This is a genomic window from Flavobacterium sinopsychrotolerans (genome assembly GCF_900110375.1).
Classification (GTDB): domain Bacteria; phylum Bacteroidota; class Bacteroidia; order Flavobacteriales; family Flavobacteriaceae; genus Flavobacterium; species Flavobacterium sinopsychrotolerans.
Genome location: NZ_FODN01000001.1, coordinates 203,113 through 224,323, shown reverse-complemented (window position 1 = coordinate 224,323; position 21,211 = coordinate 203,113). Strand labels below are relative to the sequence as shown.

General features: G+C 35.5%; 21 protein-coding genes. 7 read left to right on the top strand and 14 right to left on the bottom strand.

Features of this window, described 5'->3' with window-relative positions:
- Positions 1-2 precede the first annotated feature (2 nt).
- Positions 3-374, top strand: a complete 372-nt coding sequence (locus tag BMX64_RS00980; protein WP_091164938.1) for a group III truncated hemoglobin — start codon at positions 3-5, stop codon at positions 372-374.
- A 69-nt stretch (positions 375-443) separates the two neighbouring features.
- On the opposite strand, the gene BMX64_RS00975 is transcribed toward BMX64_RS00980, so the two are convergent.
- The 3 genes from BMX64_RS00975 to BMX64_RS00965 form a co-directional block, all read right to left on the bottom strand.
- Positions 444-1,001, bottom strand: coding sequence for a fasciclin domain-containing protein (locus tag BMX64_RS00975; protein ID WP_091164934.1), 558 nt, complete (start codon positions 999-1,001; stop codon positions 444-446).
- A 67-nt stretch (positions 1,002-1,068) separates the two neighbouring features.
- Positions 1,069-2,301 (bottom strand): hypothetical protein, encoded by a 1,233-nt coding sequence (locus tag BMX64_RS00970; RefSeq protein ID WP_143056042.1) that lies wholly within the window; start codon positions 2,299-2,301, stop codon positions 1,069-1,071.
- Positions 2,302-2,307: 6 nt separating this feature from the next.
- Complete coding sequence (locus BMX64_RS00965) at positions 2,308-2,901, bottom strand: Crp/Fnr family transcriptional regulator (RefSeq protein ID WP_091166511.1); 594 nt, start codon at positions 2,899-2,901, stop codon at positions 2,308-2,310.
- Positions 2,902-3,160: 259 nt separating this feature from the next.
- Between BMX64_RS00965 and BMX64_RS00960 the strand changes: the two genes are divergently transcribed.
- Positions 3,161-4,975 (top strand): hypothetical protein, encoded by a 1,815-nt coding sequence (locus tag BMX64_RS00960; protein ID WP_091164928.1) that lies wholly within the window; start codon positions 3,161-3,163, stop codon positions 4,973-4,975.
- 141 nt (positions 4,976-5,116) lie between these two features.
- Here the strand turns inward: BMX64_RS00960 and nadB are convergent, their stop codons facing one another.
- The 11 genes from nadB to ric form a co-directional block, all read right to left on the bottom strand.
- Entirely contained in the window at positions 5,117-6,646 is a 1,530-nt protein-coding gene (gene nadB, locus BMX64_RS00955) for an L-aspartate oxidase (protein ID WP_091164918.1), read from the bottom strand.
- Positions 6,646-7,575 carry a quinolinate synthase NadA gene (gene nadA / locus BMX64_RS00950; RefSeq protein ID WP_091164907.1) on the bottom strand — a complete coding sequence of 310 codons (930 nt, stop codon included), beginning with the start codon at positions 7,573-7,575 and terminating at the stop codon, positions 6,646-6,648. Before nadA ends, nadB begins: the two co-directional genes overlap by 1 nt.
- Positions 7,576-7,649: 74 nt before the next feature.
- Entirely contained in the window at positions 7,650-8,909 is a 1,260-nt protein-coding gene (locus tag BMX64_RS00945; protein WP_091164904.1) for a pyridoxal phosphate-dependent decarboxylase family protein, read from the bottom strand.
- Between the two features lie 206 nt (positions 8,910-9,115).
- Positions 9,116-9,826 (bottom strand): endonuclease/exonuclease/phosphatase family protein, encoded by a 711-nt coding sequence (locus BMX64_RS00940; RefSeq protein ID WP_091164901.1) that lies wholly within the window; start codon positions 9,824-9,826, stop codon positions 9,116-9,118.
- Positions 9,827-9,961: 135 nt separating this feature from the next.
- Positions 9,962-10,396: an RrF2 family transcriptional regulator gene (locus tag BMX64_RS00935; RefSeq protein ID WP_091164899.1), complete on the bottom strand. Its 435-nt coding sequence runs from the start codon at positions 10,394-10,396 to the stop codon at positions 9,962-9,964.
- Positions 10,397-10,459: 63 nt separating this feature from the next.
- Entirely contained in the window at positions 10,460-10,924 is a 465-nt protein-coding gene (locus BMX64_RS00930; RefSeq protein ID WP_091164898.1) for a hemerythrin domain-containing protein, read from the bottom strand.
- Positions 10,925-10,935: 11 nt separating this feature from the next.
- The gene (locus BMX64_RS00925) at positions 10,936-11,385 is read right to left on the bottom strand and encodes a CopD family protein (protein ID WP_091164897.1); all 450 of its coding nucleotides are present in this window, start codon (positions 11,383-11,385) and stop codon (positions 10,936-10,938) included.
- Positions 11,386-11,440: 55 nt separating this feature from the next.
- A complete protein-coding gene (locus BMX64_RS00920; protein WP_091164891.1) occupies positions 11,441-12,130 on the bottom strand; it encodes an anaerobic ribonucleoside-triphosphate reductase activating protein in 690 nt (229 codons plus the stop codon).
- Entirely contained in the window at positions 12,114-12,275 is a 162-nt protein-coding gene (gene nrdD, locus BMX64_RS15545) for an anaerobic ribonucleoside-triphosphate reductase (protein ID WP_073203594.1), read from the bottom strand. Before nrdD ends, BMX64_RS00920 begins: the two co-directional genes overlap by 17 nt.
- Before the next feature lie 160 nt (positions 12,276-12,435).
- Positions 12,436-14,538, bottom strand: a complete 2,103-nt coding sequence (locus tag BMX64_RS00915; RefSeq protein WP_091164887.1) for a ribonucleoside triphosphate reductase — start codon at positions 14,536-14,538, stop codon at positions 12,436-12,438.
- A 40-nt stretch (positions 14,539-14,578) separates the two neighbouring features.
- The gene (ric, locus tag BMX64_RS00910; protein WP_091164874.1) at positions 14,579-15,310 is read right to left on the bottom strand and encodes an iron-sulfur cluster repair di-iron protein; all 732 of its coding nucleotides are present in this window, start codon (positions 15,308-15,310) and stop codon (positions 14,579-14,581) included.
- Positions 15,311-15,616: 306 nt separating this feature from the next.
- Here ric and BMX64_RS00905 point away from each other — a divergent pair, with 306 nt between their 5' ends.
- From BMX64_RS00905 to BMX64_RS00885, 5 genes are all read left to right on the top strand, one after another.
- Entirely contained in the window at positions 15,617-16,051 is a 435-nt protein-coding gene (locus tag BMX64_RS00905) for a c-type cytochrome (protein WP_091164872.1), read from the top strand.
- A gap of 11 nt (positions 16,052-16,062) precedes the next feature.
- Complete coding sequence (locus tag BMX64_RS00900) at positions 16,063-17,490, top strand: cbb3-type cytochrome c oxidase subunit I (protein ID WP_091164871.1); 1,428 nt, start codon at positions 16,063-16,065, stop codon at positions 17,488-17,490.
- Positions 17,491-17,623: 133 nt separating this feature from the next.
- Positions 17,624-18,403: a CbbQ/NirQ/NorQ/GpvN family protein gene (locus tag BMX64_RS00895; RefSeq protein ID WP_091164870.1), complete on the top strand. Its 780-nt coding sequence runs from the start codon at positions 17,624-17,626 to the stop codon at positions 18,401-18,403.
- A gap of 11 nt (positions 18,404-18,414) precedes the next feature.
- Positions 18,415-20,190, top strand: coding sequence for a nitric oxide reductase activation protein NorD (locus BMX64_RS00890; protein WP_091164869.1), 1,776 nt, complete (start codon positions 18,415-18,417; stop codon positions 20,188-20,190).
- Between the two features lie 8 nt (positions 20,191-20,198).
- Complete coding sequence (locus tag BMX64_RS00885; protein WP_091164868.1) at positions 20,199-21,164, top strand: DUF438 domain-containing protein; 966 nt, start codon at positions 20,199-20,201, stop codon at positions 21,162-21,164.
- Positions 21,165-21,211 lie beyond the last annotated feature (47 nt).

Sequence of the window (21,211 nt, the reverse complement as noted above, 5' to 3'; positions counted from 1 at the left end):
AAATGAAAACAGATATAAAGAACAGAAACGACATTGAGAAGCTGATAAACGCTTTCTACGGTAAAATAAAAACAGATACTAAAATCGGTTATTTTTTTACGGATGTAGCCAAGGTGAATTGGGAAGAGCATTTGCCTAAAATGTATGATTTTTGGGAAAATATTATGTTTTCGAAAGGGAATTATACCGGAAACCCGATGAGTAAGCACAAAGAGTTGCATCAAAAAAGTGAAATGAAAGAAGCTCATTTTCAGCATTGGAATGCCTTGTTTAATGAAACTGTTGATGAGTTATTCACAGGAGAAAAAGCTGAAGAAATCAAACAAAGAGCTATGAATATTTCGGGGGTATTGATGTACAAAACAATAGGTTGAAAAGCATAAAAAAAGCGTAAACTATTTTAGTTTACGCTTTTTTCAATCTGGCAAAATGAATTAATAATATTATTTTTTTGGAAGTAAAACATCATTGATTACGTGTATAATTCCGTTTGATGTTGGGATTGAAGTTACTATTTCGGAACCATTTACAAATACTTTATCACCTACTTTGGTGATTTTTATTTTTCCGGCATTTACTTGTTCATATTCCTGCCCGTCTTGCATGTACTCTGTTTTTAGATTTCCTACGTAAGTATGATACTCTAATATGTTTTTCAAATCATCTTTTTTTCCAGGTTCTAATAATCCTTCAACGGTTCCTTTTGGGAGTTTATCAAAAGCAGCGTTTGTTGGTGCAAAAACGGTAAACGGTCCGGCATTGCTCAATACATCCACTAATCCTGCTGCTTTTACGGCTGTTACAAGTGTGGAGTGATCTTTGCTTCCGGAGGCTGTCTGAACGATATTTGGACTAGAAGCTTCGTCAACCACGGCAGACTGTCCAGGACCTTGAGTTGCTGTATTTTCTGTTGTTGTTTCAGATGGAGCTTCGCTATTTTGTTTACAACCAAAAATGGTAAAGAAACAAACGACGGCTACTAATTGAATTGATTTTTTCATAATTAAGGTTATTTTGGTTTTATATAGCAAAGTACTTAATTATCAATTGTTTATTCTATGCGTTCAATCATAAAGGCGGGTTGTTTTTAACTTTTTTGATAGAAAAATAAGTAGTAAACCCGATTCCTAAAAGCAAGAGTAAGGCGACAACGAAAAGAAGTTCATTCACATACGGAATAATAGTATAAGTGAACGATGCGACACCTTGAATGGCGAGAACCAACTCGTTTAATAGAACGCCAACGGAAAATAGAACCAAGCCAATTTTTATCTTTTTATTGATAATAATCAGATGACTGGCATAGATGTAAAACAACAAGAACAACGTGATTACCGCCAATAAAACCAAGTGTAAATAGGCGATTACAATTGGTCTGAAGCCAAAGGCAAGCTGGCTTAAAGATGGGATTGTTGAACCCAATTGCAGAATGAATTTTATGCTTAATGCCAAACAGGAAAAGAGTAAAATATAGCGTAACAATGAAGCGAAATTTTTCAGATACTCTTTTTGTTTTTGTATTAAAATTAAAAGAAGTTTAAACCATGCAAAAACCTGAATTATTGCTGCAAAGACAGAGATTGTGTAAAGCCAAACGGGTAAATCCAACCAAAGTGTGGACAAAAAATAGGCAGGAATACAAGAAACAGCAAACAGCTTAAAGGAAGTTTCGTAAAAGGAATGTTCTGATTTTTTTAGATTTAAAAAGCCAAAAAACAAACCAATACAACCAAAGAAAAACCAACCGTTATATTGAAAATGGAGAAAATAATAGATAGATGATAAGTACAAATCCTGAATGACATTTTTACTTGCCATCATGTAAGCCAAGTAAAAAGTTCCGAAAGAAGAAATAATATTAAAAAATAAGGCGGCCTTAAGCCAGTTTATTGCAGCAAAATCAGCATCCAGTTTTCTTAAATCTTTGATGTAATAATAGCCAAAAAAATAGGAAACCAAGATCGATGCTGTTGAGAAAAAGATGGAAATCATTCCGTAGCCCTGAATAATAAAGAAAATCAGCATCCCATAAGAACAAATTAGATTGGCTATGAGTATTTTTCGGTATTTATGTACTTGAAAGTTGGCAGTTTTATTCTGAAGATAATACACCATCAACGTCATCAAAGTATGGGTGATCCATCCTGAAAATGCAAAATGGGAATGGGAATGTAATATGTTTTTTTGATTGAAATAAGGGAATTCAAAACCAATTTTATAACGCATTAAAACCCCAAGGAAGGCGACAATACATAGATTTAGCAACGAAAATTTTAGCCAGAATTGTATGTTTAATTTCATTTTTTTTTAATAAAATATTTTGTGATTGATGATGTCAACTTTGTTGCAATCATTCATTTTCGAAAAAACCCGAATCACCGTTTCGACTCTCAAACCGGTAAAATTTGCAATTTCCTGACGTGTGTAAGGAATTAATACTTTTTGGTCATTACACTCCGATTTTCTTTTGTGTGTGTTCAAAAAAGCAAGAATTCTAAACTCCGGTTTCTGGTTGATGATCTCTTTTGAAGTATTGGATTTTGAATGAATTTTATTGGCAAGTAAAACCAAAAATGATTTTTGAATTAAAGGATATTCATCCAGAATTTTCAAAAATTTATCTTTTGATAACTTCATAATGGTACAATCTTGAATGCAAACTGCTTTTGACGGATACGGTTGGTCAATAAACAATGGAGGTTCACCAAAACTCTCTCCTTTACAAAAAAGTCCTTGCGTGAACTCTTTTCCTTCGTCATTTGAATTAAACATTCTCACGCTTCCATCAATAATTTGATAATAAAAATGAGCCACTTCATCTTCATTAAAAACTACTTCGTTTTTTTTGTATTTTTTCGCAACAGCACCCCAAGAAAAAAGTAAATCTATGTCTATTTGCATAATTAAAGTGGATTTAAGAATGTGTTTTTTAGGACGCATATTTGCAATTGCTGCAAATATAATTTCTATAAATTTAACAATATTATGATTGTAATCATACTAGAAAAGTGTAAAATGTGTTGATTTTGAAATAATCTCAAAATAGTGCTATAAAATGGCTAAAGTATTTTATTAAAGTATCATAGCGTATGATATTTATCAGTTTTTATAGTTTTTAGTTTCTCGACTTTTGTGGTTTATTTATTTAAATCATTTTAGCATGACAACACTTAAACCACTCCATACTTTTCATATCCCGGTTATGGGACTTGCTTATACGATTGATAGTCCGATACGAGTGGCGAAGTATGGTATTTCATCCGTTATTTCAATTATGGATGATGAGCTTATCGAAAAAATGAATGCTTTTTACAGCAAGAAATTTGATTTGCCGTATCAGGAAATTACCCAAAAAATACATGATTATCGTGCAGAACGCATTACTTCTTATCTGAATTTGGTAGACAAAATCGTTAAGGAAAAATTCGAAAATTTCAAAACGGAATTATCGGAAAGTAAATCCGCTTTGGAAAATTACATCGCTATGCTGCCCAACAAATCAGAGATTAAAGCAGGTTTGCAAAACTTGATGGAAGACGGTTTCGCTTTCAAAGAAAATATCAAAAATTATCTGGAGAAAAATCTTTATCCGGGTGATATTGATGTGAATATTATGACCAAATTGGATAAGGATAATTTCATCAAAGATGAACAATTGCCCATTATTTTTAATGACGCGCATGCCGCATTGCGCGGGTTTGTGAACAGTACATTAGAATCATCTGTTGTTTTATCGGCAGGGATGAATCCAAGATTATACAGCTATTTCGAAAGTTTTTCGGCTTTCTTTCCGGATGCGAATAATGCACTGAAAAAGAAAATCACGCTGAAAGTAAGTGACTTTCGTTCGGCAATGATTCAAGGGAATTTTTTAGCTAAAAAAGGACTTTGGGTTTCTGAATATCGAATTGAATCCGGACTGAATTGTGGCGGACACGCTTTTGCCACCGAAGGCTATTTGTTGGGACCGATTCTAGAAGAATTCAAACAGAAAAAAGAGCAATTGATTCAATCTGCACATGAGTTGATGGTGAAAGCATTGGGACAAAAAGAAATGCATGTTCCGGAACGACCGTTGGATTTAAAAATCACGGTTCAAGGCGGCGTAGGAACTGCTGAAGAACACGATTTTCTATTGGATCATTATGATGTGGATTCTGTGGGTTGGGGTTCGCCGTTTTTATTGGTTCCTGAAGCCACTTCGGTTGATAAACACACCAGAGCATTATTGGCTGGAGCCAAAGAAGATGATTTGTATTTAAGTCATATTTCGCCGTTGGGAATTCCTTTCAATACGTTGCGTGGAACGACGAATGAAAAATTGAAATTGAAACGAATTGAGGAAAGCAAAGCAGGAAGTTCGTGTCCAAAACGATTTTTGGCGTTAAGCAAAGAATACGATGCGAAAGGAATTTGTACGTCTTCCAAGAAATACCAAGACTTGAAACTGGAAGAATTACTGCTTGAAAAAGATATTTTAACTGCTGAAATTTTCGAAAAAAAGAAAAATAGTATTACGGAGAAAGCCTGTCTTTGTGTGGGTTTAGCCAATGCTTCCTATCTTGAAAATGACATTAAGATAAAAGGGCAGGCGCAGGGTGTAATCATTTGTCCAGGACCCAATATGGCTTATTTTGATAAAGAAGTTTCACTGTCTAAAATGGTGCAGCATATTTATGGAAACGCATCTGTATTGACGGTTACTGATCGACCAAATCTATTTGTGAAAGAGTTAAAAATGTATTTGGATTATCTGAAAAATGAAATTTCAGCGGTTACTGAAGAAATAACTTTGGGACAAATTAAAAAATGGAATTCGTTTAAAAATAATTTGCTACTAGGAATCGGATATTATGAAGATTTATTTTCAAAAATTCCTTTTTTCGAAAGCACTAAAAATGAGATTCTGAGTCAATTCGATATTTATAAAAGCGAACTTATTGCTTTTGAGATTCCAGAATTAAAATTGGCATAATAAAAAATCGGCTTGATTGATTTTCAAGCCGATTTTTTTATTTTTTATTAGCCTGTTTAAAGTTTAAAAAGGCTCTTAGTTCGGAATAATTTTTTTAGAATGTTACTGCTTTTTAAGTAAAAAAAATTATTTCTATATTTCCTATAAAGCATTGATTTTCATAAAACCACCACGATTATCTTTCCGTTCAATGGAGTGCTGCACAATTAAATTCCCAATTGTAATCATGTTCAGTAATTCGTACAGTGCAACACTAATTTGATGGGTTTTAATAATTTCTTCCATTTCATTTTTCCAATGTAAAAGCTGTTCTTTGGCTTTCGGTAAATCCAATTCATTTCTCACAATTCCTGCATTCTGACGCATCAAAAGCTGTAATTTGGCTTTCATTTTAGCCAAATAATCTGAACTGATTTTAGGTTTTTCAGTGGATTCCCAATTCGAGATAATCCCATTGAATTGGCTTTTCTCAATAGAAACATGCGCCAAATAATCATAAATTTTCTCTGAATATACGAGCGCTTCCAACAAGGAATTAGAGGCTAATCTATTGGCGCCATGCAATCCTGTACGGGAACATTCGCCACAGGCAAATAAATTTTCTATAGATGTTTTTCCGTTTTTATCAACTGTAATTCCGCCACACAAATAATGCTGTGCGGGAACCACGGGAATCCAGTCTTTTGCTATATCAATCCCTATGCTTTTGCAACGCTCATAAATCATGGGAAAGTGCTTGATAAAAGCGTCTAAATTCAGATGAGTACAATCTAAATAAACGCAATCGTCTCCTGATTTTTTTAGTTCCAAATCAATGCTTTGCGAAACGATATCTCTAGATGCTAATTCGCCCCTTTCATCATAATTCATCATAAACCGAAGTCCTTTTTGGGTACGCAAATACGCTCCAAAACCTCGAACTGCCTCCGAAATTAAAAATTTAGATCCTGCTGAAGCATCATATAAAGCGGTAGGATGAAATTGAATAAACTCCATGTCTTTGATGGCTGCATTTGCACGAAAAGCCATGGCGATACCATCTCCAGTTGCTATAACCGGATTGGTCGTATGACCATAAAGATGACCTATTCCTCCAGTGGCCAGCACCGTAAAATCAGATTGGAATGGGATAATTTCGTTTGTTTTTTCATGCAAGGCATAAGCGCCAAAACAGTGATTGTTTTGGGTTATCAAATCAAGTGCAAAATAATGATTCAGAACGGTTATGTTTTCTTTTTGATGCACTTGCTCTAAAATGGCACGTTCAATTTCATAACCCGTTTGGTCTTTATGATGTACCACCCTGTTGCGTGAATGGCCGCCTTCTTTGCCTAAATCAAAATTTCCTTTGACCGTTTTATCAAATTTGGCACCCCACGCAATGAGCTCTTTCAATCGTTTCGGGCCTTCAGTGACGACCATTTTGACGACATCAACATCACACAAACCGTCTCCGCAAATGAGGGTGTCGTCAATGTGTTTTTGATACGAATCTTCGGTTTCGTCAGTGACAATGGCAATCCCGCCTTGTGCATATTTTGTATTGGATTCATCTTCGTTCGACTTGGTAATTATCGTGATTTTTCTATCAGGAAATCGTTCTGCAATTTTTATGGCAAAAGTCAATCCTGCCACGCCAGAACCAATGATTAAGTAATTTGTAGCAATCATTATTTTGATAATTCAAGCATTCGTTCAATGGGAACTAAGGCTTTTTTTCTAATATTTTCAGGGACATCAATTTCTGGGCTTTCAGTAAGCAAGCAATCATATACTTTTTGTAATGTATTCATTTTCATGTAGCCACATTCGCTGCAAGCGCAGGTATTATCCTCTTTTGCAGGAGCCGGAATCAATGTTTTATGCGGGACTTCCTGTTGCATTTTATGTAAAATTCCCGCTTCGGTAGCCACAATAAATTGATTGTTCGGATTTGTTTTTACATAGTCAATCATCCCTGCTGTTGAACCAATATAGCTTGCTGTTTGCAGAATATGTGTTTCCGATTCGGGATGTGCTATTATGGTTGCATCAGGATATTGTTTATGGACTTCGATTAATTTATCCAGCGAAAAAGCTTCATGAACCACACAAGAACCATCCCAAAGCTGCATGTCTCTTCCTGTTTTGCTGATGATGTATTTTCCTAAATTTTTATCCGGTGCAAAAATAATAGGCGTTTCTTTGGGAATGGATTCCACTATTTTCAAAGCATTTGATGAAGTACAGACAATATCACTCAACGCTTTAATTTCGGCGGAACAATTCACGTATGTGATGACAATGTGATCGGGATGTTCATCAATAAATTTTTTGAATAAATCCGGCGGGCACGATTCTGCTAATGAGCAACCTGCTTTCAAATCGGGTAGAATTACTTTCTTTGTCGGGTTCAATATTTTGGCAGTTTCGGCCATAAAATGTACGCCTGCAAAAAGGATGATATCGGCATCCACTTTCATGGCTTCTTGTGATAATCCCAAGCTGTCACCCACATAATCCGCAATATCCTGAATATCGGCTTCTTGATAATAATGGGCTAAAATAACCGCATTTTTCTCTTTTTTCAATTCCAGTATGCGCTCTTTAAGATTTTTCATTAGTTAAGTTTTAAAAAAAGCATCATTTGTTATGCATTCCCACTTCAAATTCTAGAAGCAGATTTTATAGTGCATCACACTGGAACAATTTCGTTTTTCTGTTGAAGTGTAGTTTTTAAGTCTGTTATAAAAGCCATCAAATGGTCTATTTCGACATGATCCATAATTACAATTTTGTACCATTGATTATTTCCGTCGTGTTTTTGGGGAACCAAATCGAATTTTTTCACTAATTCTGGTGTAATATATTCGGCTTGAATGGTTGCAATATTCATGAAAGGTTCTCTGAAATACTTCACGTGTAACGCATCCAATTGTTCACACAACCATTCTGTTCTCATTTGTAAAATCCGAATTTTTTCACACCATCCAAAAGGGCCGTACGTAAATAATATCATCCAAACCGCTACGGCATTTGCACCAGAACGGCTTCCGCAGAGCGTCAAATCCATTCCTTCGACATATTCGGCTTCTTTTGTCAAAACATTTTCGATTAATCCTTTTCGACAAATAAAAACTCCCGTTCCATAAGGAGCCTGAAGCATTTTGTGTGCATCAATGGTGATGGAACTGATTTTTGGGTTTTCAAAATTGATTTCGGAGGCTTTATTGCTAAAAGGATATACAAAACCACCATAAGCAGCATCAATATGTAATTTGTATTTTAAGTCGTGTTTTTCGAGAATTTCAACATAATCATTCGGGTTGTCAATCGCGCCAAACATCGTCGTTCCCATATTTGAAACTACGATAAAATATTTTTTTCCTCGTTTTTTAGCATTGATAATGCTATTTTCTAGCGCGAATATATCAATAGTGCGGGTTTCGAAATCAACAGGGATTTTTAACCAATCCAGCATCAATAGATTGGCTGCTTTCGGAATGGAATAATGGGTGTCTTCTGAAGCTATTATAGCAATTTCGGACAGACTGGTATTCAGTTTGTTAATGAAATAGTTGCGATACATCCAAATGGCCTGAATATTCGCTTCGGTGCCACCAGGAGCAATATAACCGTCAAAAGAATTGGGTTCAGCTTTAAAAACATCAACGGCGAGCACATTCAAAACCTCCCGTTCTATTTCCTGTGTTCCTCTAAAAGCTTTTTCAGAAGTGCCAAAAGTATGGCAGCCAATATGATTGGGATTGGCAACATAGGTTTGTAAAATGGGCGCATCTTTTAGAAATTGAGCTTCTTCATTGAATACTTTTCCATCTAACTTGGATGCAGGATACCCCAAAGAGGCATCATGAGAAAAATTTACATTCTCGCCTAATGCTTTTTGAATGCGAATTTGCCTTTCTGTGGGGGTAATTTTTTTCCAGAATTGCATGATTACTATTTTTACCAAAGCTACATGCTAAAAAAATCAGAAAATATGATAAATGTTAGCTTTTGGTTTTAAAAAATAGAAATTTTATAAGTGTAATTTTGATAGTTTGGATTCAGGAAATTGCGTAAATTTAGAGACATTTGCGCAGCCTTAATGAGAAAATTTTTAATGAGAGGGAAACTTTGTGGAGCTTGCGATTTCTGTCGTCATATTTCAAATATTACAGTTACAGGTTTGTGGTCGCTATATTTAGTCCAATTTTCATATTCTCCGATTTGTACACTTGTAATTTTGTTAATTAGATTATTCGATGCAAAGCAAAAATCAATGTGATATGGTCTATCAATTTTTCTATGCATAAATAGAGTTGAAGCAGTTTCTTTTCCTTGTTCCTGATTGTAGAAACTATGGTAGGTGCTATATATATTCTTATTTTTCAAAAGTTCAACAAGGTTAGAATGGTTATAAATTCTGTTTGGCTTGTCCCAAATTGAACTGCTGTTAAAATCACCTGCAAGAATTATATTCTCATTATTCAACAAGTCGCTATAAAAATGAACTGCGTTCCAAATTTGTTCTGTATAGCAATCGTGATTTTTAGGTTTTTGAGCCCATATTGCAAAAATTGTAAACTCGATTTCATCGTTGCTTACGGATAATGGTAAAACATATTTAAAGTCAGGATTGTGAATACTTAGAAGTTCAATCTTAAAGTCTGAATATGAAAATATTCCAAGCCCTTTGTTTGGGTTTTGTCCGAACCAAAATAGGTCTGTCGGATTAGCTATATCATTTTTGAAAATCAATTTGTCAGGATGTTCGCATTCAGGCACAATTAGAATATCTGGCTGCTCTGTCAGAATAAATTCCGCTTTTTTACGGAAAGCCATATTACAATTCCAAGTTATTATTTTCATTCTGTTTGTTGTTGTTATTTTGTACGATACAGTTCTAGGTAACTTGTTTAAGTACAAATAAAGGGGCTAGAATCCATCTGAAATCTTAGCTATTATGTCACAAAACAGTTTTGTAAAATATAAGATTACTTTTGCTTAATACCGCAAGAAAGTATCGCCTGATTTTATTCCCATTGCTAATTCTTCCAGATTGGTGTTTTCGAGCATGAAAGCCAATTCATTTCTGATGGACTTGAATTTATCGTGAACCGGACAAGGATGATCTTCGGAACAATGACTTAATCCCAGACCGCAACCGGTAAAAACGCGATCTCCATCTAGTGCCGTTACTATTTGCGATAGTTTTATTTGGCTCATGGTTTCTTTTGGGATTTCAAATCCGCCACCAACGCCTTTAATAGAATGGATGATATTATCCTTGGATAGTATTTGTAAAATTTTGGCCGTAAAAGCCTCGGGCGAATCTATTTTTTTAGCAATATCTCTAAGCCCAACTCTATTATTTTGATAGGATTCTGATGCTATAAAAATGGTGGCTCGGATTCCGTATTCACAGGTTTTAGAAAACATAATTATTTTTTTACAAATTTATAGAAATAAGTGCTATCCTTTATTCTTTGGGTTGGCTATTTTTTAAATCCAAAAAGGATCATCGTCCTTTTCTACAAAAGATTCTTCGGTATGAATTTCTTTGATTTTAGCCAATTGGTCTTGGGTGGCTATTTTTTGGATTTCAACAAATAAAATGCGTTCCTCAAAACGAATATGTGCTTCTAGTTCTTCTTCTATGAGCCCTAAAGACTTTTCTATATCGGTAGTTTGCTTGAATAAGCGTTTCAAACGACGATGTTCTGTAATCGCTCGTTTTAAAAGGTCGTTTTCTGTACCTAAAATGGGAAATACATGTTTTTCTTCCAATTCAAAATGAGGTTTCAAATGCGTTTTAAAAAACCAGTCCGAATATTTTTTGATGCGATCGGGTTCAATTTGCTTCGAAAAACCAGTTCGTATTTTCCAACATAATTGTAAACCATGATGATGATCGTGACTTAAAGGTTGTAATTCCGGAGCTCTTTTTAATGGTTTATTTGATATCATAAGGTATAAATTTAAAACCCGCCAAAACGGATGAAAGAGCCAAAAATGAGCATCAATACGCCAATTATCGTAACGGATAGTATATGAAAAGCCATTTCAGGCAACTTGTCTGGATTATTTTTAAGTTTGGGAATTACCCTGAACTGTGCGCTCAAGGCGAAGGCTACCGTCAAGAACAATAAAAGTAATTTTGTAGAAACCACTTTCTCAATAGGAGTGGCAAACTGGAACCAATATTCGATGCTAACGCCGTATTTATAAGCCATTAAAATTCCCGTAATGACCAGTAAAACCAAGGCTGTCATTCCTACAGGCTCATACTTTTTTTCGTAATTTAGAATGATGCTTGGGTCTTTCTCTTTAAGGGCTTGCGGCAAATGGCCAAAGACCAATAACAAATGGCCGCCCACCCAAATTGTGGCACTTAAAAGATGGATAATTAACAATAAATGATGGTTCATGTAAAATTTTATTTGTTTTTAAAGATACGCTTTTGTCAGCAACTCTACTTTAGAATCAACCTCTAAAATGTACTTTAATACGTGCGGTAGAAAGATTTTCCTTTTCCAATTCCCTAACAGAATAGCCCAATTTCTCTAACGTTGTTACTCCATTTACAAAATGCTGAATATAGTAATTTCCCTGATAGTTTTGCTGCTCTAAATACTGTATCATCGCTTGCATGTGATTCGTATCAATCAAATCCGAATGTACCGTGGTGCGAACTTCAAACGGGAGCCCACTTTCTACTAATAAACGCAACGATTTTTCAAAAGGCAGAAAAAGATTGGACTGTGTTATCTTTTCAAAATGAACAGGCATGGCTTTAAAATCCAGCGCCACATAATCGATCAATTCATTTTCAAGTATTTGTTGCAAAACCTCAGGTCGTGAACCATTGGTATCAATTTTTACCAAAAAGCCCATTTTTTTGACTTCGGTTATGAGTTGAATACTGTTTTTATGCAACAGGCATTCGCCTCCGCTAAAAACTACCGCGTCCAATAAATTTTTTCTGGAATGAAGAAAAGTAAGCGCTTTTTCGAATGAAATAGTTCCTTTTCCCATTACTATTTCAGGATTGTAGCAATACAAACAACGCATATTACAGCCTGCAAACCAAAGAATGCAAGCTGATTTATGCGCATAATCTAATAAAGTGAAAGGCGTTATGCTGTAAATGGGAGTATTAACATTTTCCTTCATTGAAATGAGTGCGCTGTTTGTGTTCTCCTTTTTTTCCAATATTGAAACTTTCTACGGGTCTATGATAGCCCATTACTCTTGTGTACACTAAACATTTGGTTCTCAAATGTTGGTTTTGTTCTAAAATCGGGTTGGTTGTTTTCATATTTTTAAAAGGTTTAAAGTTTAAAGTTTTGACGTCACTAGTTTTTCTATAAAGACTAAATTTTAAAATTGAGATTTTTTTTGAACCATTAAGAAATTAAGAAAATTAAGGTTTCAGGTTAGCTGCTCAACTTTAAACCTTAAACTTTAAACTTTTTTAATTACTCAACTTTAAACTTTTTTTCTTCAATTAGAATTTCATCGCATTTTGGGCAATATTCGTGCTCGCCATTCAAATAACCATGAACCGGACACACGCTAAACACTGGCGTAACGGTGATGTATGGCAATTTGAAATTGGAGATTACTTTCTTAACAAACTGTTTGCAGGCTTCTGGAGAACTGATTTTTTCACTCATATACAAATGTAAAACTGTTCCGCCGGTATATTTACATTGCAATTCGTCCTGTAAAAACAACGCTTCAAAAGGGTCTTCCGTGTGATCCACCGGAATCTGGGAACTGTTGGTGTAATAAATATTGTCGCCCTGTCCGGCTTGTAAAATGTTCGGGAAGCGTTTTTTGTCTTCTTTGGCAAATCGGTAGGTGGTACCTTCGGCCGGTGTGGCTTCCAGATTGTATAAATTCCCGGTTTCTTCCTGGAATTCTTTCATTCGGTTCCGAATATGTTCCAAGATTTCTGATGCAAATTCGATTCCTGACGATGAAGTAATAGCATCTTGATTTTCGGTAAAATTCGCAATCATTTCGTTCATTCCGTTTACACCAATGGTCGAGAAGTGATTTCTGAAATGCTGTAAATACCGTTTCGTGTACGGATACAAACCTCGGTCGTACATTTCTTGGATAAATACTCTTTTTTTCTCTAAAGTAGATTTAGAAATATATAATAAACGATCTAATTGTTTGAATAATTCTGCTTTATTTCCTTTGAATAAATAGCCCAAACGTGCCATATTAATGGTCACTACGCCAATACTTCCTGTCATTTCTGCACTTCCAAAAAGTCCGTTTCCACGTTTTAACAATTCTCTTAAATCCAATTGTAAACGACAACACATACTGCGAACGGCATTGGGTTTATACGCGTTTTCATTTTCTGTTTTATTGCCATTTTCATCCAAAATATATTGACTTCCAATGAAATTCTGGAAATAAGAAGAACCAATTTTCGCTGTATTTTCAAAGAGCAAATCGGTGTTTTCTCCATCCCAATCAAATTCTTCGGTAATGTTTACTGTTGGAATAGGGAAGGTGAACGGTTGTCCGTTGGCATCGCCTTCGGTCATTACCGTGTAATACGCTTTGTTGATGAGGTTCATTTCCTTTTGAAAATGCTCGTAACGCAATTCGGTTACTTTTGTAACGCCTCTTTCCCTGGCTTGCAATAAAAGGTCATAGTCAAAATTATTTTCGAAAAAATGATAGTCGTTCTTCGTCGGAATTTGGGTTTTCAAATCATCGGGAACGACCCAGTCCAAAGTGATATTCGTGAAAGGTGATTGTCCCCAACGAGCCGGAACATTCAAATTGTAAACAAAACTGCGAACTGCTTTCAAGACATCCTCAAAAGACAAATCATCTTTGAAAACATAGGGAGCCAAATACGTGTCAAACGAACTGAAGGCTTGTGCTCCGGCCCATTCGCTTTGCAAAATCCCAAGGAAATTCGCCATTTGTCCCAAAGCTTCTCTGAAATGCGAAGGCGCTTTGCTTTCCACGCGTCCGCGAACGCCATTAAAACCATCGTTAAGTAACACCCGCAGACTCCAACCGGCGCAATATCCGGTCAAACAATCTAAATCATGAATGTGGATGTCGCCATTGCGATGCGAATATCCTTCTTCTTTGGTATATACTTTGTCGAGCCAATAATTAGCAATAATTTTTCCGGCAACATTGTTGACCAATCCCGCATTAGAGTAGGAGGTATTGGCATTGGCATTGATGCGCCAATCCGTTTGTTCAATATATTCTTCAATGGTTTGCGTGCTGTCAACATAAGTGGTGTCTTCGTTCAAGCCATTTACATGTTCGCGTTGCAATTTGCGCGTATGTCTAAACAACATAAAGGAACGCATGACTTCGAAATACTGTTTTTCAAAAAGGTTTTTCTCGATTAAATCCTGAATTTCCTCAACGGCCCAAGTTTCTTTGGATTGTAAATCCTGAATAATTTTTTCGAAAAGAATTTCATCAAATGGTATGGAAACACTCTGAAAGCTTTTTTCAATAGCGTCTTTTATTTTAAAATTTTCAAAAGGTTTGTATTCGCCGTTTCTTTTGATAACATATTTTTCCATAGCATGTGATGATTTAAGGTTAGAGTCTTTGGGTTTATTTTTATTCTTGTTCGGCGAATTTTTTTTCTAAAAGCATAGCGCTTGGAAACAAAATGTTGTTTTCCAAATGGATGTGTTTGTGTAAATCCTGCTCAAAATCAGCTAGCATGGCATAAGTCACACGGAACGTACTGCAACCATCGGCCGGTGGCGTATAATTATTGGTTAGTGCTGCTATTTTTACAAAACGATCTCCTTCGGCTTCATGCTCTTCCATCATCATGGCAATTGGGTTTTTTACAGTTCCAAATTGTGGTTTCGCAATTGGTTCCTCGGTAAGCGCTGCTTTTGCCATTTTTTTGATAAAAGGAAACAAAATCAGTTCTTCTTTTTTCATGTGTTGCGCTAATTCGCCTGCACAACCAATAAAGAGTTCATTGATTTCGAATAATTCAGGATGATTTGCACCATGTACTTTGCACAGTTTGTCTAAAAAAGGAAGCAAAATTTGCGTTTTTTCTTCCACATAACGATGATGCGTTTTCTCAATATAATCGGCCAATAAATCCAAAGGCCAAATTTTGAAATCTATAGTACTGTCATTTTTGGTTGCCAAAACCGTGTTGATCTGGTCCATTAATTGATCCGTATCAACATTCTTTTTTTCACAAGCTTCCTCGATTGTTCGATTGCCTTTGCAGCAAAAATCGATTCCGTATTTTGAAAATATTGCCGCGGTTCTAAAATCTTTTGCAACGTATTCTCCGATTGTTATTTTCTCTAAAGTTTCCATATGATCTGTTTTCTATTAAAATTTATTTAGACAAAAATAATCATTATTTTCAATAAAAGACAAATTTATCCTTAATTAATTTTTTAAATTAATTTTATTTATAAAGTGCTTATTACAAATAGTATATGTTTTTTTTATATTCATTTTTAATGAATATTAATTTATAATTTAAAAAATAATCAAAAGATGATTTTTATCATGTTTTAGCTTTTTTTAAAGTCATTAATTTGCAACAAACAAATAAAAGACATTTTTATCCTTTATTTAAAATAGAGTACATTTATTAACTAACAAAAACGGATACTTATGCTTTCAAAATCACAGGCAAGAGCATTTTTTTTAGGAGGAACAGTGGTCACCTTTTTAATCTTTATAGGATTGACCATTTATTCGTTCATGCCAAGGAATGATCAAACAAACTACAGTAAGATTACTAAAGAAGTAGTGAGAGGAAAAGAAATTTGGGAAACCAACAATTGTATGGGCTGTCATACCATTATGGGCGAAGGAGGGTATTATGCTCCGGAGTTGACAAAAGTGATGGAACGTCGTGGCGAAGGCTATATCAAAGCGGTTTTGATGTCGCCTATTCCTTGGGCACCAAACGGGCGAAAAATGGTAGCTTATAAAATGAATGAAGCCGATGCCAATGCCATGGTAGCCTATTTCGAATGGATTGGAAAATTAGATTTAAATGGTTTCGACCGAATCGTTTCCCCTTTAGCTAAAGAAAATAATTAAAATTTTTAAAAATGAAATATAAATCACAGAAAGTAGCCTACTGGTTTTTTGCATTGTGCATGCTTTTGTTCTCACTGCAAATTGTCTATGGCTTTATCATGGGCTTTGACCGAATAGGAATTCAAGGATTACATGAAATTATCCCTTTTAACGTGGCACGAGCGGTGCATACTAACTTGTTAGTAGTATGGTTGTTAACCGGTTTTATGGGTGCGGCATATTACATTATTCCCGAAGAAGCGCAACGCGAATTAATAAGCGTGAAATGGGCTTATGTTCAACTGATTTCCTTAGCTATTGTTGGCGTTGTTACCATAATTGGATTCCACTTCAACCATTGGGAAGGAAGAAAATTTCTTGAAATTCCAAGAGAATTAGACTATTTAGTAGTTGTAAATGTACTACTGTTCTTATTCATAATTTTGGGGACGCTTTATAAAGGAAAACGACAAACCACTACGGCTTTAGTACTATCAATGGGATTGTTTTTTGCAGCCTTGCTTTATATACCCGGAATGATTTGGTTTGATAGTCAGGTAATGGATTCATTTTTCCGTTGGTGGGTGGTTCACTTGTGGGTTGAAGGTGTTTGGGAATTAATTATGGGAGGTATCCTTTCGTTCTTATTGATCAAGTTGACCGGAGTGGACAGAGAAGTTATCGAAAAATGGTTGTACGTAATTGTTGGTCTTACCTTTCTTTCCGGAGTTTTGGGAACTGGACACCACTACTACTACATTGGAGTAAATAAAATTTGGTTGATCGTTGGTGGAATTTTCTCTGCCTTGGAACCTTTGGCTTTCTTAGCGATGGCATTATTTGCTGTGAACATGTACAGAAAAGGGGAAAAAAGCCATCCAAATAAAATCGCTTTATTCTGGACTATTGGTTCAGCTATCGTTTCTTTTGTAGGTGCGGGATTACTTGGTTTTGCACATACATTGCCACAAACAAACTTGTATACACATGGAACTTTAGTAACGGCAATGCATGCTCATTATGCATTCTGGGGCGCTTATGCGATGATTGTTCTAGCGATGATTAGTTATGCTTTACCCAATTTGACGGGACGTAAACGTTACGAAAGTGCACAAGGTATGATGGCTTTCTGGCTGTCTAATATTGGAATCTTGGGGATGACCGTAGCCTTTGGTGTTGCCGGAGTTGCTCAAGTCTATATGGAACGAAAAATGAAAATGGATTTCATGGTTGTTCAAAGCGAAATCAGTATCCATTTTGTAGTGCTTCTTATTTGTGCTACCATGTTTACGATAGGAATTGGTCTGTTTATTTTTGATTTTATCAAATACGGAAGACCTACAGATGAAGCTTTAGATACCGACAATCAAGAACATAGAGTAGATGGATATAAAATCGATGGTCATATAATTGAAAATCTAACAGGAACAAGTGATAAAAAAGGAAAAACAGTGATTTAAAACTGAAACCTTTTTCGTGTAACGGAATACTTAAAATAAAATTTCCAGAATGCTTTAACCACCGTTTTTTAGAATTGCATTTCCGAAAAAACAATAGTTATCGTGTTCTGGTTTTTTTTCTAAAATAAAAAAAATGTTAGTAAATATCCCATATTATCACGCGGTAGGCAAAGAAAAAGAAGTCTTTGAACACGCCTATAAAAACAAAATACCTTTCCTCTTGAAAGGGCCAACCGGAACTGGAAAATCCCGTTTTGTGGAATACATGGCACATCAATTGGATAAAAAAATTATCACAATTAGTTGTCACGAAGAAACGTCTTCTACGGATTTAATTGGACGATTTATCATAAAAGGTGCCGAAACAGTTTGGTTGGATGGACCATTAACCACTGCCGTAAAAGAAGGAGCGATTATTTATTTGGATGAAATCGCCGAAGCGCGACCAGATGTTATTGTAGCCATTCACTCCCTGACGGATCACAGAAGGGAATTATTCATAGATAAATTAGGCGAAACCGTAAAAGCACATGACGATTTTATGTTAGTTGCCTCCTTTAATCCCGGTTATCAAAGAGGTTTTAAAGAACTAAAACCATCAACCCGTCAGCGATTTATTGCCGTTTCTTTTGAATATCCGGAAACGAAAATTGAAACTGAAATTTTGGTAAAAGAAACAAATGTTGATCCTGTTGTCGCCAAAAAACTGGTAGCCATTGGAAACAAAATCAGAAACCTAACCGAATTGGGGTTGACAGAAACCGTTTCGACCCGACTTCTTGTGGATGCCGCCAAAATTATTCATTCTGGTCTTCCAAAACGATTGTCGGTTCATGTGGCTATTGTAGAACCGTTAACCGATGATTTACAAACGGTGGAAGCATTGAAAGATTTGTGTGATTTGATGATTTAAATCAGAAAAAAATGGGTTTCGAAATAGATGAATATATAGTTGGGAAGTTATTCAGACACTTAAAAAAAAGTAAAAAGATACATCCTGAAATTATTGCAAGAACTGTAACGCTTAATGATATAAAACCGCGATTGACTATTTTGGCTCGTGCTTTGACGGGTAAACCAATCGAAATTTTCCCTGCCGAAAGAGAAGGAGGATATAAAAACAATAATTTTTTCCTTCCCATTTCTTTTTCCAAATTGCCAACGAAAAAAGATAACCTTACTTTTTATCTTTTTAGAATTTTGTATCTGAGCGTACAAAAGCGGTTGAATTTGAATTGGACTTTAGAAGAAAAAGACCAGCCTTTGGCCCTTTCACAACAGAAAGCATTTGAAACATCTGAAACTGTTCTGACCATTTTGTTTGAAGAATTTTCTATCGATAAAAAATTTCATACCGAAACAAAACTGCATTTCATTCAAAAGGAAAACGGAAAAAATACTCCTGATTTTTCTTGGCTGTATGGCAAATGGATGCAAAATGAAATAGAAAAAAACAGCAATACCATTCTCGAAAATTTCTCTGATAAAACCAAAAAAGCAAATGAAAATCAGGCTTTAACCACTTTAAAAACAAAAGCGGTAGAAGAAGTGATTACTGTTGAGGTCGATAAAAAACAACAGGAAGATTATGTCTTGCTTCACAATTTCGAAAAAGTGGAAACTGCTGAAGAATTCAATGGAACCTGGCGTGACTTTGATGGTTCGGACGAATTAGAAGAGCATCAGGAGGCATTGGAAGAGTTGAATATGAAATACACCGTTCGGGTAGATGATACGGCACATTCCGTTTATCAATCGGATTTTATTGAGAATACTTCCATCTCCGAAAGTGCCGAAATTGATGCCAAAGGATTCCATCTTACCTATAACGAATGGGATTTTAGCAAGCGTATTTACAAGGAGAATTTTTGTAAAGTATATCCGAAATCACAACAGAAAACCGACCCTAATTACTATAAAAAGACCATTGCAAAAAATGCTTCGACCTTATTGGGTTTGCGAAAAATGCTGACCAATGTCAACAACAGAATGCAACAGCAAAAACGCCAGACTCAGGGAGACGAATTTGATATTGACGCCATTACGGATTTGTATATTGACGTTCATTCGAAACGAACGCCATCTGAAAATATATACATTTCAAATCGAAAAAAAGAGAAGGATTTGTCGATTTTAATCCTCTTGGATATCAGTCTTTCCAGTGATGGATATGCCGCAGGAAACCGTGTGATTGATGTGGAGAAAGAGGTTTCTATTCTTTTTGGAGAAATCTTAAATGAATTCAATATTGATTTTTCCATTGATAGTTTTTATTCCAAAACACGAAATTTTTCGACCTATTTAACGGTAAAGGATTTTGATGAAAACTGGAATATCGCCAAACATAAAATTGGAGCGATAGAACCTAATGGCTATACCAGAATTGGAGCCGCTTTACGACATGCCGGCGCAAGACTTGATAAAAGAAACACCAAAAATAAATGGGTTATCCTGATTTCTGACGGAAAACCCAATGATTACGATAAATACGAAGGAAAGTACGGCATCAATGATGTGAAACAAGCGCTTCGGGAACTCAACAACAGGAATATTAATTCCTATGCTTTGGCTATTGAAGCCCAGGCAAAATATTATCTGCCGCAAATGTTCGGGCAAAATCACTATCAAATTCTAACAACACCAGTCGAGCTATTGCGATCCTTGGTGCAATTGTACGAAAAAATTAAACATCAAAAATAAATACTATAATGAACGATATTTCAAATACCACAACACTTCCCGAAGGACATCCGGTTCAGATTTACTTTCAGGAAAATGACATTATTCATGCACTTTTAGAAGAATTATCAGCTGTAAATCCTGAGAATGATTTACAGAAATATACGAATATATTCAACCAGCTTCATACCATCGAGAAACGATTTGCCCGTAAAGAAAATCAACTTTTCCCGTTTTTAGAAAAAAAAGGATGGAACGGTCCTTCTCAGGGAATGTGGTCCTTTCATGATAATTTAAGAGAGCAATTCCGTTTAATTCAGTACTATCTTAAAATGAATAATCCAGAGAAAATTAGTATCAATACTCCTTTTCTAGTCAATGGAATCGACCGATTGTTGCAGATGGAAGAAGCGGTTTTGTTTCCAAATGCCTTAGAACTCCTTACTGAAGCCGACTGGATTGAAATGCGCAAAGGCGAGGAAGAAATTGGCTGGATGCTGTCACAAGCTCCTGCTCCTTATCCAAAACAAGAATACATTCACCCTAGTGAAGATTTTACTAAAAGAGAAATGTCTTTTTCGCTCGAAAACATGTCCCATTACGATGAAGGATATATGACGGTGGAGCAGGTGAATTTACTTTTTAAAACGTTGCCGTTAGATTTGACTTATGTTGATGAAAACGACAAAGTGATTTTCTATAATCGGGGAGAAGAACGTGTTTTTCCCAGAAGTGCCGGAATTATTGGTCGGGAAGTCAAGTTTTGCCATCCACCAAAAAGTGTGGGAACCGTTCTTAAAATCCTGGACGAATTTAGAAAAGGAACAAAAAACGAATCCTCATTTTGGATTAATTACAAAGAGCGCCTGATTTACATTCGCTATTTCGCGGTCAGGGATGCTGATAAGAATTATAAAGGTGTGATTGAAATGTCGCAGGATATTACCGATATCAAGAAAATAGAAGGCGAGAAACGATTATTAGACTGGGATTAATTTCAATGTGAAAATAGCCATTATTTTAACCTCCTCTTTGCTTGCAA

What these genes read in the sequence shown, in the direction of transcription:
- BMX64_RS00980 (WP_091164938.1), top strand. Translation starts at nt 3, where the DNA reads ATGAAAACAGATATAAAGAACAGAAACGACATTGAGAAGCTGATAAAC.
- BMX64_RS00975 (WP_091164934.1), bottom strand. Translation starts at nt 1,001, where the DNA reads ATGAAAAAATCAATTCAATTAGTAGCCGTCGTTTGTTTCTTTACCATT.
- BMX64_RS00970 (WP_143056042.1), bottom strand. Translation starts at nt 2,301, where the DNA reads ATGAAATTAAACATACAATTCTGGCTAAAATTTTCGTTGCTAAATCTA.
- BMX64_RS00965 (WP_091166511.1), bottom strand. Translation starts at nt 2,901, where the DNA reads ATGCAAATAGACATAGATTTACTTTTTTCTTGGGGTGCTGTTGCGAAA.
- BMX64_RS00960 (WP_091164928.1), top strand. Translation starts at nt 3,161, where the DNA reads ATGACAACACTTAAACCACTCCATACTTTTCATATCCCGGTTATGGGA.
- nadB (WP_091164918.1), bottom strand. Translation starts at nt 6,646, where the DNA reads ATGATTGCTACAAATTACTTAATCATTGGTTCTGGCGTGGCAGGATTG.
- nadA (WP_091164907.1), bottom strand. Translation starts at nt 7,575, where the DNA reads ATGAAAAATCTTAAAGAGCGCATACTGGAATTGAAAAAAGAGAAAAAT.
- BMX64_RS00945 (WP_091164904.1), bottom strand. Translation starts at nt 8,909, where the DNA reads ATGCAATTCTGGAAAAAAATTACCCCCACAGAAAGGCAAATTCGCATT.
- BMX64_RS00940 (WP_091164901.1), bottom strand. Translation starts at nt 9,826, where the DNA reads ATGAAAATAATAACTTGGAATTGTAATATGGCTTTCCGTAAAAAAGCG.
- BMX64_RS00935 (WP_091164899.1), bottom strand. Translation starts at nt 10,396, where the DNA reads ATGTTTTCTAAAACCTGTGAATACGGAATCCGAGCCACCATTTTTATA.
- BMX64_RS00930 (WP_091164898.1), bottom strand. Translation starts at nt 10,924, where the DNA reads ATGATATCAAATAAACCATTAAAAAGAGCTCCGGAATTACAACCTTTA.
- BMX64_RS00925 (WP_091164897.1), bottom strand. Translation starts at nt 11,385, where the DNA reads ATGAACCATCATTTATTGTTAATTATCCATCTTTTAAGTGCCACAATT.
- BMX64_RS00920 (WP_091164891.1), bottom strand. Translation starts at nt 12,130, where the DNA reads ATGAAGGAAAATGTTAATACTCCCATTTACAGCATAACGCCTTTCACT.
- nrdD (WP_073203594.1), bottom strand. Translation starts at nt 12,275, where the DNA reads ATGAAAACAACCAACCCGATTTTAGAACAAAACCAACATTTGAGAACC.
- BMX64_RS00915 (WP_091164887.1), bottom strand. Translation starts at nt 14,538, where the DNA reads ATGGAAAAATATGTTATCAAAAGAAACGGCGAATACAAACCTTTTGAA.
- ric (WP_091164874.1), bottom strand. Translation starts at nt 15,310, where the DNA reads ATGGAAACTTTAGAGAAAATAACAATCGGAGAATACGTTGCAAAAGAT.
- BMX64_RS00905 (WP_091164872.1), top strand. Translation starts at nt 15,617, where the DNA reads ATGCTTTCAAAATCACAGGCAAGAGCATTTTTTTTAGGAGGAACAGTG.
- BMX64_RS00900 (WP_091164871.1), top strand. Translation starts at nt 16,063, where the DNA reads ATGAAATATAAATCACAGAAAGTAGCCTACTGGTTTTTTGCATTGTGC.
- BMX64_RS00895 (WP_091164870.1), top strand. Translation starts at nt 17,624, where the DNA reads ATGTTAGTAAATATCCCATATTATCACGCGGTAGGCAAAGAAAAAGAA.
- BMX64_RS00890 (WP_091164869.1), top strand. Translation starts at nt 18,415, where the DNA reads ATGGGTTTCGAAATAGATGAATATATAGTTGGGAAGTTATTCAGACAC.
- BMX64_RS00885 (WP_091164868.1), top strand. Translation starts at nt 20,199, where the DNA reads ATGAACGATATTTCAAATACCACAACACTTCCCGAAGGACATCCGGTT.